Consider the following 15,344-nt stretch of genomic DNA (forward strand, 5'->3'; position numbering starts at 1 on the left):
ATTTTATGGAAGAGACAATTAGACGCGTTTTTATAGGAAGTACAGAAGATATGCCGAGAAAATTAGGAAAAACAACCGTTATTGGCAATACGGAAATTGCCGTTTTTCGATTAGAGAATGGAGACATTCGCGCCATTGAAAACCGATGCCCTCATAAAGGGGGCGTCCTTGCGGAAGGTATCGTCAGCGGAGAGTTTGTATTTTGTCCCATGCATGATTGGAAAATTTGCGTAACCGATGGGAAAGTTCAAGCACCTGATATAGGATGTGTCAAATCCTTCCCCGTAGAGGTTATTGAAGATCAGGTGTTTATTTTAGTAGATGAAGAGAAGTAAATACTCTCGGATAAATGGGGTAACTCTCGGTTAAGTAGAGAATACTCTCTGCATTGCGAAAGGAGTGAAGATGTTGTCATTAGTTAGTCCTAATCAAGTAATTGAGAGTATGATTCAGTCAGGGGAAGCCAAAGCAAAATTACCTGTTAGTGATTTATTAATCCGAGGAGCGCTTTCTGGTGCTCTGCTTGGATTCGGTACCACATTAGCCTTTACAGCTGAAGTGCAGACAGGAATGGGGATTGTTGGGGCAGTGCTATTTCCAGCCGCCTTTGTGATTATCATTCTACTCGGGCTAGAATTGGTAACCGGAAGTTTTGCGCTCCTTCCAGTGGCTGTCTTGGGGAAAAAGGCAACCGTCGGTCAAATGATAAAGAATTGGTTATGGGTGATTGTTGGACATATTTTAGGAAGCATAATCTACGCACTTTTATATATCATTGCTATTACTCAACTGGGGCATGTAAATAACAACCCAGTCGCAGCGAAAATCATTGCTGTAGCGGAAACCAAAACATTGGGTTACAAGAACCTCGGTACAGACGGAATAATTGTTGTTTTTGTAAAAGCAATATTATGTAATTGGATGGTTACTCTGGGGGCAGTTATGGCCATGACCACTAAGTCGGTCGGCGGGAAAATCGCTGCCATGTGGCTGCCTATCCTAATCTTTTTTGCACAAGGGTTTGAACACGCGGTTGTCAATATGTTTGTCATACCAGCCGGTATGATGCTTGGTGCACACGTGACATTAACTGATTGGCTGTTATGGAATCAACTTCCAGTAACAGTTGGAAATCTAGTTGGAGGATTTTTATTTACAGGCTTAGCCTTGTACGTAACACATAGAAAAACAGAGTCAAAGATGATTTTGGAATTACCAAAAACAGCGAAAACAACAGCAAATCGGTAATAGTAAGGGGGGCGGTTATATGGGGAAGGCCTATATCGTTGGAGCAGGCCCTGGTGACCCGGAATTAATTACAGTAAAAGCGCTAAAATGCATCCGAATGGCAGATGTCATTCTTTATGATCGTCTCGTGAATCGTGATTTGCTAAATGAAGCAAAGCGAGATTGTGAGATTATCTTTTGCGGAAAACAACCGACACATCATACCATGAAACAGGAAATTATTAATCATTTATTAGTTCAATTTACGAGCCAGGGGAAAACAGTTGTTCGCTTGAAAGGTGGAGACCCATTTGTATTTGGCCGAGGTGGCGAAGAGGCCGCAGCTTTAGCGGAGAATGGATTACCGTTTGAAGTGGTTCCCGGTATTACAGCTGGGATTGCGGCACCTGCGTATGCGGGAATTCCGATTACACATCGGGAATATGGCAATTCATTTGCTGTTGTAACAGGCCATTGCTCCAAAGGTAAACCTACCGACATTGATTGGGAAAGCTTGGGAAAAGCCGTTGATACGATTGCGATTTATATGGGGATTGGCAACCTTTCTTATATTTGTCAGCAACTGATTAGCCATGGGAAAGATGAAGATACACCTGTAGCGGTAATTGAGCAGGGGACGAGGGAAGAACAGCGAACTGTTACAGGAACCCTGAGTTCAATTGGTTCCGTTGTTGAAAAAGAAGGCGTGCAGAACCCAGCCATGATTGTGGTAGGTGAAGTGGTCCGGTTCCGCGAGAGATTGCTTTCGTTACAGGGCAAGGCTTCGGTACCTGATATTGTAACAAGTGAAGAAGTAATGGCAATGTAATAGGGAGGAGGGGAGAGAATCAAAACTGATTTTCTCTTCTTTTTTGTTATGTTAATGATTTATTTGACTTTTGTTTAATTTAACAGACATTGGAAATAACTTATGTTTGCCATTAAAAACAAAACAATTTACATATGGTATTTAAAATAAGTAACTGAAAAAAGGAAATCAAACTTTTACATTGAATTCTTATGAAAAACCAACTGTATCAATAAAAGGAGTGTTTTAAATGTACGAACTCAAAACAAAAGAAACCGATAATAGTGTCATTGAGTTTATCGAAAATGTGGATCACCCCAAAAAGCGTGAAGATGCCTATCAGCTACTAGATATTTTTACAGAAATAACCGGATATCCAGCAAAAATGTGGGGTCCAAGTATCATTGGATTTGGATCCTATCACTATAAATATGCTTCTGGCCATGAGGGCGATGCTCCATTAGTTGGCTTCTCCCCTAGAAAGGCAAAAATAAGCTTATATTTTGCTCCAGGAGAAACCAAACGGGAAGAACTTTTAATAAACTTTGGTAAACATACTTCCGGGAAAGGCTGTGTGTATATTAATAAAGTAGCTGATATAGATATCGATGTTCTAAAGGAATTAATTAATCAATCTGTAAAATTTTTAAAAAAGACCTACCCAGATCCACAAAAGTAAAAAAAATTTGTAAGGGTGAAATTTTTTTACTTTTGTTTCGTCTAATTAAGAAAAAAGGGGGGTAAAGGGTTTTCAGCACCTTCACCAGACATATATTGCTATGTTGAAAATTGGGCTGCATTCGATAAGCTTTACAAGGAATTAAAGGTAAAAGTGCAGAGATTGTAATCGAACTATGGATTGATGAAAATGGAGGTCCCTGAAAATAGTTCGCACTGGTAGATCCTGACGGATATTGTATTGCTTTTGGAGGAACAAACAATAACTAAATATTTACATAATACATGTAGATTAAAAAATTTATAAACTTGGAATACTAAACCATTTCATCCATATATCCAAAATTTAAAATCAACCTGCAAAAATGTGGGTTTTTTAAGTTATACCACATTCCTTACAAAGTCTTCCTGTTGTAACAAATCGATGGTAAAAGATCTAGTCCAGAAAGATTAAATTTCCATTAAACTGTCATTTATGTGTTATATGGCCATTATATTATATGAAATAATCGCATTGATTAAAATTAGGAACAAATGTACACAGTTAAAAGGGGATGGAGTAAATGGTGATTGAAAGTATTTGTCCTAAATGCGGAGAAATTAATCAAGTAAAAGAAACTGGTGAAAAACTACTTTTCGTAAAGTGCAAAAACAACCATTTTTATGACCACGTTGTAATCCCGTACTCCAGAATGGCTGAGCTCAAAGATGATAAACGGAGGAAGCTCGAGGAAATGATTGTTGAGAAAAAGTTTCATCGCATGAGCGATAAGTCAACAATATGTCTGTTAATCTTTGAAAATGGTTATGAAGTAGAAGGACGCTCAACGGTCCGAGATAAAGCCGATTTTCGTATGGTAATTGGCAAGGATAAAGCCTATGAACAAGCATTGAAAAAGGCCATGGTTGCACTAGGTGCGTATTTAGTATAGTACCTAGATAAGGTTTGGTAGTTTTTTTATAATTCAATGTCAATGTCAATGTTAAGATAGAAGAAATTAAATGAAGAATTAATTTTTAATAGGAAGACCATCATTTAGGATGGTCTTCCACGGTTAGATTAAATGATTTCGTAAAATCTCAGCGTGTTTGCGGTTGTTATCAATCACTTCTTCTGCTAACTGCCGGCTCTTTGGATCTAAGTCACCTCTAACTAACTCCTCTGAATATTGAACACCATATTTTTCGAAACCTTGTATCGCGTCTTCTACGATAGGATCGGTCTCATCTGCAAGCATGAGTTTATGCATAAAGCTGTGCATAGAACCTGAGAATCCTTCATCATCGGCGGGGACACCACCCAAGTCTTGAATTCGTTCGGCTAACTTTAAGGCATCTATCTTAATTTCCTGTTGCATGGACTGAAAGACCTTTTTTACATATTCATCATCCACTTTTTGAATGTAGTGTTCAATCGAATGTATCCCCATATAGGTCCCTCTTAGCAACGTGTTTAATTCCTCAATAATTGTCTCATTCGTCATAAAAGTCACTTCCTTTTTCCTATTATGGTATTGGTAAGTTCATTGTATTCTAAAAAAGAAGGTAATTAATAAATCTATTAATATACAAATAAATAAGTTATCATTATAGTAATCATTACCAAAGGAGATTTACGATGAAACCGATTGAGCATTTACGACCATTATTAAAAAGTTTTGTAGAGAAAGGACCAGTTGGATGTGCATGTTCCGTTTATCATCAAAATGAACAAGTATTCGAAGACTATGTTGGTTATGCAGACTTGGATCTCAAGAAACCGATTACACCTGATACCATATACCGCATATATTCGATGACTAAGGTGGTTACCTGTGTCGCAGCATTAATGCTCTATGAGCGGGGATTATTTTTATTAGAGGATCCTCTCGAGGAATATCTTCCTGAATTTAAGAATCCTCACGTATATCGTGATGGTAAAAGTGGGGAAGTTTATGCAACACCTGCAGCAAAATCTATTCGAGTCAAAGACCTGTTCACGATGACCTCTGGGTTAACGTACGAAGGAGGTTCAAATGAAACGGAGCGACAAGTCAATAAAGCAATGAATGATTTACGAAAAAACGGTACGTTTACTGTTAGAGAGCTATCTAAAGTCTTAGCTAATATCCCGTTAGCGTTTGATCCAGGCAGACAATGGCGATACGGTCTAAGTCATGATGTGCTAGGAGCATTTATTGAAGTGGTGTCTGGCAAAACATTCGGACAATTTTTGCACGAAGAGATTTTTCAACCGCTGTCAATGGTAGATACCTTTTTCAAGATTCCTGAAGATAGGAAAGACCGCTTATGTAGTTTATATGATTGGAAGGAACAAGCCCTTTTGCAGAAAAATACGAGAATGGATGCAGAGTATCAACAAGGGACCCTGTATGAGAGTGGTGGGGGAGGCTTGTTGTCCACTTTGAGTGATTACAGCCGGTTTGCCCATATGCTTGCAAACGGTGGAACTCTGGACGGAGTACGTATTCTTGGGAGAAAAACCGTAGAGTTAATGGCCATGGATCATCTCCAGCCTGAGCAAGTTCCTTCATTCAACTGGGAGCACTTAAAAGGTTATGGCTATGGACTTGGCGTAAGAACGATGGTGAATCCGGGACTGGCAGGAAGTAATAGTTCAATCGGTGAATTTGGCTGGATGGGAATGGCGGGAACATGGGTTATGATTGATCCAAAAGAGCAGCTTTCCGCTGTGTATATGCATCAGATGCTGCCAAATTTTGAAACCTATACCCAGCCTAGGCTGCGAAATGTCATTTATGGAGCATTATAAATATGGGGTTTTGCAGTGATTAAGGTACTATTCATAATCACAAAAACCATAAAGAGTGATTAGACTCTTTATGGTTTTTTATGTTATTCGGCTAATTCTTTTTGATAGCTATTTCTTTTGATTTTAAGACTTACATTAATCACTGCAGCAAGCCAAAGGACGGCCAAAATTATATACGTGAAGAGACTTATTATGTGTGATGCTTCTAATGCCCCTAAAAGCGTCCTTATATTGGTTATGATAATGATTCCTCCGACTAGTGTTCCTAACAGGTTTGTAGGGATAATCTTGACTAACCAGGCAGCAATAGGAGCTGCAATGATGCCGCCAATCATTAAGGCAATCACCCATTGAAGATTAATTTGAGTCCACCCTAAGGTTAAGAGGAATCCTAATGTCGAGGAAATCGCAATTGCAAATTCACTTGTATCGACCGAACCAATTACTTTTCTCGGCTCCATTTTACTGCTGGTTAACAAGACCGGTGTAGCAATTGGACCCCAGCCGCCGCCGCCTGTGGCATCGAAAAATCCGGCGATAAATCCTAAAGGAATTAACTGCTTTTTCCCTAATTTTTTTCCAGACAATTTACTGGTTGCGTTAAATTTAAACAAAAAACGATAAATAACATAGACTCCTAACATGAACAGAAAAAAGGAGACATATGGTTTTACAATATCACCAGGGATACTGCCCAGAAAACAAGCTCCGATAAAGGCACCAATTGAACCTGGGATAATTAATTTATAGACAACGCTTTTATCCACGTTTCCAAACCGAATGTGAGAAACTCCTGATGCGGCAGTAGTGACAACCTCTGCCATGTGAACTGAGGCTGAAGCAACAGCTGGGGCGATTCCAAACATAAGCAGTAAGGAAGTGGAAGTAACTCCATAGGCCATCCCTAGGGAACCATCTACCAACTGCGCGGCCAAGCCAATTAGGGCGAGTACGACTAACCTCCTCATAAAAAACCTCTCCTTATTATATATTTCCTGAATAGACTAGTTAAAAGGAATAAAAGAACAAATAAATGAATAAGACTCTTTGTAATTGTCGACTAATCCAATCAAGTTTCTAACCTACGATATGAAAGGACAAAATTTTGGGTTCTTTTTTAGAGAAAAAATGGTTAATTGCCTAGATATAGAAGGAGAGAGTTAGCATGAAGATTTCAAGCCGGGGAGAATATGCCTTGCGGGCACTGATTTGTTTGGGGAAAAATGAACATGACCTTACTTCGATTGGGGATATTTCTGATCAAACGTTAGTTCCAATTAATTATTTAGAGCAACTCCTGTTGCAGTTGAAAAGAAATGGCTACGTCCAAAGCAAAAGAGGGGTAAACGGCGGATATAAGCTAAGTAAAAAACCCAGTGAGATTATTATCGGAGAGGTCATTCGGAATTTAGAAGGGCCGCTGGCTCCAATGGGATGTGTAAGTATTACCTCTTACGAAAGTTGTCCATTGGAGGAGGGCTGTCAATTAAAACCTTTATGGGCTCTTGTCAGGGATACAGTGGCAAAGCTATTAGACCGTACAACTTTAAAGGATTTATTGAATGGAAACGGATATGACCTCGATAAACTAGTTTAAAACTATGAAAGATATCCCTTTCATTACGTTCAATGGAAGGGATCCTTTTGGAACCTTTGTGGTATTTCTTTTTGCAGGTGTTAATAATACAAAAAAATACGAGCAGAGGTAAAAATGGGGAGGTATCCACTTGTCCCGGATTAAAAACTAGCTGTAAAATGGATTAATCTAGTTTTTCATGTTCAATCTTTGGAGGAAAAACGCATGGTGCAAATACGAATGGTAAAAAAAGAAGATTTAGCTGATTTAGTAGTTTTAGAAAATCGTTGCTTTTTAAAAGAAGAGGCAGCAACAGAAGAAGCTTTTAAGAAGAGAATTAAAACCATTTCCGATAGTTTCTTTGTTGCGGAAGTGGAAGGTGTGATTGTAGGTCTTATCAATGGACCGGTGATTGAGTCACCTTACATAACAGATGACTTATTCAGTGAGATCAAAGTGAACCCTGCCACTGGCGGACATCAAAGTGTATTAGGGTTAGCGGTGTCTCCAAAATATCAAAATCAAGGCATTGCTGGAGCATTACTGGCTAGTTTAGAAAAAGACGCAAAAGAGAAACATCGTGAAACGATTACTCTAACATGTAAAAAGGATTTAGTTTGCTTTTATGAGAAACATGGATACATTAATCATGGGGCATCGAGCTCCGAACATGGTGGTGTTACATGGTATAACATGGTTAAACCATTAAAATAGGCTTTTAGTTTTGTTAAATGGTGAAACTTTTTCATAAACTGTGCGAATAATTATTAAATAGATAGAAAGGAAGTATCCCCTCAGTCTATTGCGAAACCTTGCATTAATCAGGTCTCGTAAGGGCTGGGGGGATTTTTTCTATTATAAAGATAGAATCGCTACTGCTAGACATTTACAATAAATGGAATATATAGCATATCCAAAGTTAATAATAAAGCAGAATGTAAAATTATTGGGATATAACAAATAGATAATTCCTTAATGGCCGAAGAATTACAAGTAAGGAGGACGAAATGGAAATCAACCATAAAATCCAATTGACTGGCTCTGAAATTACGAGTTTATGGACACAATATCAATCGGATTCACTAAACCTGCGTGTAAATACCTATATGCATCAACACATTGAGGAACAAAACGACGCCATAAGGGCGATTTTTCAAGATGCAATTGCTATTTCTGAAAATAACCTGCGGGAGATTGAAAGTTTATTTAATCAGGTGCATTATCCCATCCCACAAGGTTTTACTGAACATGATGTCAATTTAGATACACCGAAACTGTATTCTGATAATCTCTGTCTAAAATATCTCCATGAAATGACAATACATGGGCTATCCGCATACTCTGTTGCTTTGACTGTTTCAACATGCAGCGAGATGCGGAAGTTTTTTGAAGATAAAAATTCATGACACTATTAAGCTTTACAATCAAACCATTGATGTCTTGCTAGAAAAAGGTCTTTACCACAGACCGCCCAATCTGCCTATACCGGTTGGAATCGATTTTATCAAAACAGAAAATTTCTTTGATGGCTTCTTTAATGATAGGCGTACCCTGAACGGACCAGAAATTAGTAATGTATTCTTTAATTTGAAAAAAAGTATTATCACAAAAGGGATAATCACTGGCTTCTGCCAGGTGGTGCATCAAAAGAAGCACAAAGAATCCTGAAGAAAGCAATGGGGATTAAGCAAAATCATATCGATACGTTTAGCCAACTTTTAACAAAGGATCAGCTTCCGGCACCGCCTTTATGGGATTCTGATGTCACAGATTCTACTGTTCCCCCATTTTCAGATAAGTTAATGATGTACCTGACGGGTTTTTTATTTGGGACCGCTATCGCTTATTACGGTGCGGGCTTAGGTGCGACGATGAGAACCGATCTGACTTTAAATTATGAACATTTTATTCTTGAGGATCTTAAGTTTGCTGAGGATTGGACAGACGTCATGGTCAAGAATCAGTGGCTGGAGCAGCCGCCAAAAGCGGCCGATAAAAGAAAATTATCGGAAAGTTAATGGAGAGAGGGGGTTCCGTTACATCGGATCCCCTTTTTTATCGTATTAAAATGGGAGATGACCGCATATTGTCGAATCTTGAATATTTCTTGTTTCGGATATTTCGGAAGTGAAAACAATTTATTTTTATGTTAAGATGGCACTATTAAAAATGAATTTATATTTTTGGCTTTGCTGGGAGATGGATAAGCATGCTATTGTGGAAACGAAATTTATGGGTACTTTGGGTTGGGGTCTTTTTTACGGCAGCAAGTTTTTCCATGGTCATCCCTTTTTTGCCAATATTTCTTTTGCAAATTGGTGTCCACGAACATACTGAAATGTGGGCAGGGCTATTATTTAGTTCCGCATTTTTTGCAGGTGCGCTCGCCTCGCCGTTTTGGGGAAGGATGGCCGATAAATACGGTAGAAAACCAATGATTGTCCGCGCTGGTTTTGTCCTGTTTGTCATTTATACTTTAATGGCTTTCGTGACAAATCCTTATCAGATTTTAGCACTTAGGATCCTTCAGGGATTATTAAGTGGTTTCATTCCAGGGGCCATTGCCTTAATTGGTACCAATACACCTGGAAACAAAGTGGGGTATGCTTTATCGATGATCTCCACTGCTTCAGCATCTGGAGGAATCATTGGTCCTCTTCTAGGTGGAGGGATTGCGGACCTAGTGGGTAATCGCTGGGCATTTGCGAGCGCTGGTATCATTGTTTGTTTATCGACTTTATTAATTATTTTTTGGGTAGTAGAGGAGAATTTTACCCCAAGTAAGGGGAAGGGATCGGTTAAAGAGGACTTTAAAGTGGCAGTAGATAACCGGCCGTTTTTATTAGTACTCATTCTCACACTGGTAACTAGTTGTTCCGTGATGACGATTGAACCGGTTCTTCCTTTATATATCGTAAAATTGGGCGGTTCTTCTGAAAATGCCTCGTTTCTTGCAGGGGTTGTGTTTTCTCTTCCAGGGATCGCCAGTGCTTTATTTGCCCCGTATTGGGGAAAATGGGCTGATAAAGTTGGGTTTCAACGTGTTTTATTCATAGGGCTGCTTGGCGGCGGCCTTGGAACACTAGCACAAATTGTTTTTACGCATATTTGGGGATTTTCGATGATTCGTTTTGTTTACGGAATTTTCTTCTGTGCCGTATATCCTGCATTAAATGGTCTTGTTGTAAAGTCCACTCCGGAGGATTTCCGGGGAAGAGCATTTAGTTTAAGTCAAACGGCAAACCAATTAGGAGGAATGGTGGGACCGATGATCGGTGGGTTCCTTGGCGGAATCTTCCCTGTTTACAGTGTATTTATCGTGACAGGGGTTCTTTTATTGGTTGCTATGGGAACAGCGTACTGGAATGCTGGTACATTAAATGCGAAAATGAAGAGACCTGCCGTTTCTGGAAAATAGTAAGTAGAATTTTTGATAAAGAAGAGTCCTGTGATAGTAGGAACTCTTCTTTTGTTTTTTTTAGCTAATTCTGGGAATTGTTACGAAGAATAGAGTATATTATAGAAGTAGATTTTATACATATTTTTTTACACCGCGTTTTCAAAATTAAATAGAAGAAGGCAGGTTAATCGCTATGGATTATGTGAAACTAGGGAATACAGGATTGGATGTATCTCGTCTTTGTATAGGATGTATGAGCTTTGGTGTTCCAGAACGAGGTAACCACCAATGGGTACTAAATGAAGTAAAGAGCCGGCCGATCATTAAAAAGGCGCTCGATTATGGAATTAATTTCTTTGATACAGCAAATGTCTATTCTGATGGCACAAGTGAGGAAATTGTAGGCAGGGCCCTAAAAGACTATGCTAACAGGGATGAGATTGTGATTGCAACAAAGGTCCATGGCCGTATGCATCAGGGACCAAATGGAGGTGGGCTATCCCGTAAGGCAATCATGAGTGAGATTGATCATAGTCTCAAACGGCTGGGAACTGATTATGTAGATCTTTATCAAATTCACCGCTGGGATTACGATACGCCAATCGAGGAAACGATGGAAGCACTGCATGATGTCGTGAAAGCAGGGAAAGCCAGATACATTGGCGCTTCATCCATGTATGCATGGCAATTTCTAAAAGCGTTACATATTGCCGAGAAAAATGGCTGGACAAAATTTGTTTCGATGCAAAATCATTTAAATCTTTTGTATCGAGAAGAGGAACGAGAAATGCTGCCGCTTTGTAAGGAAGAAAAAATTGCTGTTATTCCATGGAGTCCGCTTGCACGAGGTAAGTTAACAAGAGATTGGGAGGAAACAACAACACGTTCGGAGACAGATGAATTCGGTAAAACACTTTATGCTGCAACCGCTGAATCAGATCGTCTTGTCGTCAGCCGGGTTGCAGAATTAGCTTCAAAACGGGAGGTACCTCGGGCCCAAGTAGCGCTAGCATGGGTATTGCAAAAAGAGCCTGTATCCGCACCGATAATTGGTGCGACGAAAATGGCTCATTTGGAGGATGCTGTCGGAGCGCTTTCCGTAAAATTAACACCCGAAGAGCTGGCATTTTTAGAACAACCCTACGTACCTCATCCGGTCTTGGGCTTTAGATAATCTTAAAACAACTATCAATGTTTCTTACGTAACGTTAAAGTATAATCCTATCCCTGAAGTAAACAATAAGTTTGGTGTAATATGCACCAAAACAATGATGTGGAGGGAGATTACATGAACGTACGTGAAGGATTAATTCCTACTGCATTAGGGACTGCTGTAACCGCTACAGGTTACGTTCTTAAGCAAAAACGAGGAACCAATAAAATGATCGCGAACACAGTTTTCGGTTTTGGTTTAGCCCACGTCGTCTTGGGTGTAATCGACCTTGTTGAGCATCGTCATTAATAAAGAAGAAGGCAGCAGTAAAATCTGCTCGCCTTCTTTTTTAAATAGGGGGTATTCCTGAAAAAAATTTAACAGTGAATATAAAAGCTATAAACAATGCATATAATTCTCGGCTTGATCCCAAGGTACGGAAAAGCCTTGTCCTTTTGAACAAAAAATAGAGGATGACGTGTACTCCGAATCGGCATCCTTATTGTATTGTCTTTTTTCTAATACCTCTTCTTGGTTGTGACACGGATAATATCCGCCAACCAGGAGGTTCATCGTACCCTTTCCCTGCGTAAGGGAAGCAAATTCAGGACCATAGTTCATGAAGGTTGCTACCGGAACTCGTCCTGCAAGAAAAGCTTTATTTCCCTCGGTAACAGGGGCTTCAAATATGCCATGTGCCTGCTGGATATCGTTTAGCACTTTCCCAATTAGATCTAAATCTATTTTTATTTTAAAATCGTAAAATGGTTCAAGCAGAATATTGTCCGCCTTTTCTAATCCTTGCCTTAGTGCCCGGAAAGCTGCCTCTCTAAAGTCCCCTCCAGAGGTATGTTTGTTATGGGCTCGTCCTGTTACTAAAGTAATTTTTAAATCAGTCAGAGGGGAGCCTGTTAGTATCCCATGATGCTCGCGCTCAAATAGGTGCGTTTGAATAACGTTCTGGGTACCAACTGGTAAGTGATCGGTATGACAAACACTTTTGAAGGTAATGCCGTTATTTCTCTCTGCTGGCTCTAATTTAAGATGTACTTCTGCATAGTGGCCTAATGGTTCAAAGTGGCCATAACCCATTACCTCCGACGTTATCGTCTCTTTATATAAGATTTCCGGTTCAGCAAACGAGACGTTAAGGTTGAACCGTTCTTTAACCACTTGTTGAAGTACTTCAAGTTGAATGGTTCCCATTACATGAATATGAATTTCCTGCGCTCGTTCTTCCCAAGTAACATTTAGTGCTGGGTCTTCGGAGTTAAGGATTTGAAAATACCGTAAAACTTCTTTTACGTTTAGAATAGGATCGTGAATTACTTTTGATTTCAATGCTGAAATCAGTTCAAAATGAGCCTTTTTCTTTAAAGTTCCTAAACCATCACCGGCAGAAGCAGAAGAGAGTCCAGTTACCGCAAACAGATCACCAGCAGAAACATGGTCTACGGTTTGAAATTTAGTTCCATTGTATAGTCTGAGTTGGGTAACCTTTTCGCAAAGCGTTTCTTCTCCGCTATCATAGTAAATTTCCTCTCGTACTTTTAAACTGCCCGCCAAGGCTTTTATAAACGTTAGCCGTGTCCCTTTTTCATCATAGCGAATTTTGTAGACTCTTCCTGCAAAAGGTTCATCATTGTCATAGTTTGCCTCGGTTAACAAGTTCAATTTTTCTAAAAAACTATCAATACCGACTCCTTGCAGGGCTGAACCATATGTACATGGAAAAATATAATTGTTATTAAAGAGTGTTTTCATTGTATTGAACCATAATTCAGCTTCATAACCATCTTCCATATATTTTTCTAACAGGTCTTCATGACGTTCCGCTATAAATTCAATCAACTCTTCACACATATCTTCATGCAACAATGTGTTGTTAATATCACATACATCCTCGGTTAATTGCGTTCTAATTTCTTCCATTACATTTAATGCATTCGCACCAACTCGGTCCACTTTATTAATAAAGAAGAAAGTAGGGACATGGTGTTTTTGAAGCAATCGCCAAACGGTTTCCGTGTGCCCTTCAATCCCTTCAACCGCACTAATAATGATGATGGCAAAGTCCATTACCTGAATAGCTCGTTCCATTTCAGGAGAAAAGTCGACATGGCCAGGAGTATCAATTAAGTAGTAGTTTGAACCATTATATGTAAACATCGCTTGGTCGGCAAAGACAGTTATCCCTCTTCGTTTTTCGATTTCATGCGTATCGAGAAAGGTATCCTTATGGTCAACCCGGCCTTTTTGTCTAATTGCTTTTGTCTGATAAAGTATTTGTTCCGCTAACGTTGTCTTACCGGCATCTACATGGGCAAATAAACCAATCGTTTTTTTCATGCTGTCACCTCAATCATTATTAGCCATCTTATCCCTATTATATCAAATGAAATATTGGACTTCGTAAAATAGTTTTTAACTTTAAAAAGCATTAAGAAAAAGACCAAATCAATATTGTTGACTTGGTCTTTTAACATGATTTAATTAAAAATTATTGTTGCTGTTGCTGTTGTTGTTGTTGTAAATTTAATGCTGTTTGTGTAGCTGTTATATCCATTTCTAATTGTTTGGATAGATTATCCGGCTTATAGTAACCTTTTGAAATCATGTAATTAGAAATTTGTTCGTGTGTTTTAATTGCGTCATTTAGGTATTGTGTTAAGGTATCTCTAACTTCTTTAGTGGATGTCTCAGTAATAGCAAGCGCTAGGTTTTTAATTCCTGTTTTTGCAGTGATTAGGAAATCAGATGCAATGACTTGGTCAGTCATTCCACCCATGCCGGTCGTGTTTTGCATCATCTGATTCATTATTGTTGTGCACCTCTATTCGTAATAAATTCTTGCAGCCTTTGAACTTGTTGTTTAGTTGCAGTAGCATCAGTACTTAGAATATTTTTTAATTCTTCATCTTGAACAAGAGCGCCCATAGTAGTTGCTTTTGTTAAGCATAAATTTTTAAACATTAATAACTCATGAATTTCATGTGTTTCATGAAGTCCCATATAAGTTGTCACCATTGTATTCACCCCTTTCACACCTTGTTATCTTTAGCGGTTTAGTGGAGTTAAATGTTTAGAAAATTGTGGTACGTTAGAACAGATAGTATTATTAATTACTGGAAAAAAATACTATTGAAATACAGGCAGGTCGGATGTTAATATATGAAAGTTCGCTCGTGAGACACAGATTATCAACTTACGAAGTGTTGGTAGACAATAGAGTGTACGAACGAACTAAATTGGAAATAACTTCCTGTTGTTTCGAGGCATCAATCGTGCTAAGATAAAAAATTCGCTCTTGAAACAAGCGATAAAGTCAATCAGAATTGGAAATAATTGATGATTGATAGAATATTAGAAATGCGATAAGATAGTATTCCGGTTGCTTTTGGCGACATTGTTCTTTGAAAACTAAACAAACAAAAACGTCAACAAACAATAATATATTAGTTTCTACTATGGAAACTAAGCCAACGTAACTTTTTGGAGCTAATCAACTTTCATGGAGAGTTTGATCCTGGCTCAGGACGAACGCTGGCGGCGTGCCTAATACATGCAAGTCGAGCGAATCAATAGGAGCTTGCTCTTGTTGATTAGCGGCGGACGGGTGAGTAACACGTGGGCAACCTGCCTGTAAGACTGGGATAACACCGGGAAACCGGTGCTAATACCGGATAATCCTTTTCCTCTCATGAGGAAAAGCTGAAAGTCGGTTTCGGC

Annotated in this window: 19 protein-coding genes and 1 rRNA gene; 15 read left to right on the forward strand and 5 right to left on the reverse strand. The window is 39.0% G+C overall.

Annotated features, from left to right (window positions below):
• Positions 1 to 5: 5 nt before the first annotated feature.
• From nirD to M3226_RS20160, 5 genes are all read left to right on the forward strand, one after another.
• Positions 6 to 335 carry a nitrite reductase small subunit NirD gene (nirD, locus tag M3226_RS20140; RefSeq protein ID WP_144566871.1) on the forward strand — a complete coding sequence of 110 codons (330 nt, stop codon included), beginning with the start codon at positions 6 to 8 and terminating at the stop codon, positions 333 to 335.
• 70 nt (positions 336 to 405) lie between these two features.
• Complete coding sequence (locus M3226_RS20145; RefSeq protein ID WP_308211970.1) at positions 406 to 1,248, forward strand: formate/nitrite transporter family protein; 843 nt, start codon at positions 406 to 408, stop codon at positions 1,246 to 1,248.
• Between the two features lie 19 nt (positions 1,249 to 1,267).
• A complete protein-coding gene (gene cobA / locus M3226_RS20150; RefSeq protein WP_251568856.1) occupies positions 1,268 to 2,056 on the forward strand; it encodes a uroporphyrinogen-III C-methyltransferase in 789 nt (262 codons plus the stop codon).
• 229 nt (positions 2,057 to 2,285) lie between these two features.
• Positions 2,286 to 2,714 (forward strand): DUF1801 domain-containing protein, encoded by a 429-nt coding sequence (locus M3226_RS20155; RefSeq protein WP_251568858.1) that lies wholly within the window; start codon positions 2,286 to 2,288, stop codon positions 2,712 to 2,714.
• Positions 2,715 to 3,276: 562 nt separating this feature from the next.
• Positions 3,277 to 3,645: a Gp49 family protein gene (locus M3226_RS20160; RefSeq protein WP_098533558.1), complete on the forward strand. Its 369-nt coding sequence runs from the start codon at positions 3,277 to 3,279 to the stop codon at positions 3,643 to 3,645.
• Between the two features lie 123 nt (positions 3,646 to 3,768).
• Here the strand turns inward: M3226_RS20160 and M3226_RS20165 are convergent, their stop codons facing one another.
• Positions 3,769 to 4,197, reverse strand: coding sequence for a DUF2383 domain-containing protein (locus tag M3226_RS20165; RefSeq protein WP_251568860.1), 429 nt, complete (start codon positions 4,195 to 4,197; stop codon positions 3,769 to 3,771).
• Between the two features lie 134 nt (positions 4,198 to 4,331).
• Between M3226_RS20165 and M3226_RS20170 the strand changes: the two genes are divergently transcribed.
• Positions 4,332 to 5,486 (forward strand): serine hydrolase domain-containing protein, encoded by a 1,155-nt coding sequence (locus M3226_RS20170; RefSeq protein WP_251568862.1) that lies wholly within the window; start codon positions 4,332 to 4,334, stop codon positions 5,484 to 5,486.
• A gap of 83 nt (positions 5,487 to 5,569) precedes the next feature.
• Here M3226_RS20170 and M3226_RS20175 read toward each other — a convergent pair whose 3' ends face one another.
• On the reverse strand, positions 5,570 to 6,454 hold the full coding sequence (locus M3226_RS20175) for a sulfite exporter TauE/SafE family protein (RefSeq protein ID WP_251568870.1): 885 nt from the start codon (positions 6,452 to 6,454) through the stop codon (positions 5,570 to 5,572).
• Between the two features lie 197 nt (positions 6,455 to 6,651).
• On the opposite strand from M3226_RS20175, the gene M3226_RS20180 reads away from it, so the two are divergent.
• The 8 genes from M3226_RS20180 (at position 6,652) to M3226_RS20215 (ending at position 11,924) form a co-directional block, all read left to right on the forward strand.
• Positions 6,652 to 7,083, forward strand: coding sequence for an RrF2 family transcriptional regulator (locus tag M3226_RS20180; RefSeq protein WP_251568871.1), 432 nt, complete (start codon positions 6,652 to 6,654; stop codon positions 7,081 to 7,083).
• A gap of 204 nt (positions 7,084 to 7,287) precedes the next feature.
• Positions 7,288 to 7,776: a GNAT family N-acetyltransferase gene (locus M3226_RS20185; protein WP_251568873.1), complete on the forward strand. Its 489-nt coding sequence runs from the start codon at positions 7,288 to 7,290 to the stop codon at positions 7,774 to 7,776.
• A gap of 293 nt (positions 7,777 to 8,069) precedes the next feature.
• Positions 8,070 to 8,468, forward strand: a complete 399-nt coding sequence (locus M3226_RS20190) for a DUF3231 family protein (RefSeq protein ID WP_251568875.1) — start codon at positions 8,070 to 8,072, stop codon at positions 8,466 to 8,468.
• Positions 8,449 to 8,730, forward strand: coding sequence for a hypothetical protein (locus M3226_RS20195; protein WP_251568877.1), 282 nt, complete (start codon positions 8,449 to 8,451; stop codon positions 8,728 to 8,730). The genes M3226_RS20190 and M3226_RS20195 overlap by 20 nt, the downstream gene beginning before the upstream one ends.
• A gap of 8 nt (positions 8,731 to 8,738) precedes the next feature.
• Complete coding sequence (locus tag M3226_RS20200) at positions 8,739 to 9,080, forward strand: DUF3231 family protein (protein ID WP_251568879.1); 342 nt, start codon at positions 8,739 to 8,741, stop codon at positions 9,078 to 9,080.
• A gap of 191 nt (positions 9,081 to 9,271) precedes the next feature.
• Entirely contained in the window at positions 9,272 to 10,480 is a 1,209-nt protein-coding gene (locus M3226_RS20205; RefSeq protein ID WP_251568881.1) for an MFS transporter, read from the forward strand.
• A gap of 175 nt (positions 10,481 to 10,655) precedes the next feature.
• Positions 10,656 to 11,636, forward strand: coding sequence for an aldo/keto reductase (locus M3226_RS20210; RefSeq protein ID WP_251568892.1), 981 nt, complete (start codon positions 10,656 to 10,658; stop codon positions 11,634 to 11,636).
• A gap of 114 nt (positions 11,637 to 11,750) precedes the next feature.
• Positions 11,751 to 11,924 (forward strand): asparagine synthase, encoded by a 174-nt coding sequence (locus M3226_RS20215; protein WP_098533576.1) that lies wholly within the window; start codon positions 11,751 to 11,753, stop codon positions 11,922 to 11,924.
• Positions 11,925 to 12,011: 87 nt separating this feature from the next.
• Here the strand turns inward: M3226_RS20215 and M3226_RS20220 are convergent, their stop codons facing one another.
• The 3 genes from M3226_RS20220 to M3226_RS20230 form a co-directional block, all read right to left on the reverse strand.
• The gene (locus M3226_RS20220) at positions 12,012 to 13,964 is read right to left on the reverse strand and encodes an elongation factor G (RefSeq protein WP_251568894.1); all 1,953 of its coding nucleotides are present in this window, start codon (positions 13,962 to 13,964) and stop codon (positions 12,012 to 12,014) included.
• Between the two features lie 151 nt (positions 13,965 to 14,115).
• The gene (locus M3226_RS20225) at positions 14,116 to 14,433 is read right to left on the reverse strand and encodes a spore coat protein (protein WP_144566858.1); all 318 of its coding nucleotides are present in this window, start codon (positions 14,431 to 14,433) and stop codon (positions 14,116 to 14,118) included.
• Complete coding sequence (locus M3226_RS20230; RefSeq protein ID WP_251568901.1) at positions 14,433 to 14,642, reverse strand: hypothetical protein; 210 nt, start codon at positions 14,640 to 14,642, stop codon at positions 14,433 to 14,435. The genes M3226_RS20225 and M3226_RS20230 overlap by 1 nt, the downstream gene beginning before the upstream one ends.
• A gap of 481 nt (positions 14,643 to 15,123) precedes the next feature.
• On the opposite strand from M3226_RS20230, the gene M3226_RS20235 reads away from it, so the two are divergent.
• Positions 15,124 to 15,344: ribosomal RNA gene (locus M3226_RS20235) — 16S ribosomal RNA — on the forward strand; the annotation flags it as partial.

The sequence above is a fragment of the Neobacillus cucumis genome (assembly GCF_023715505.1).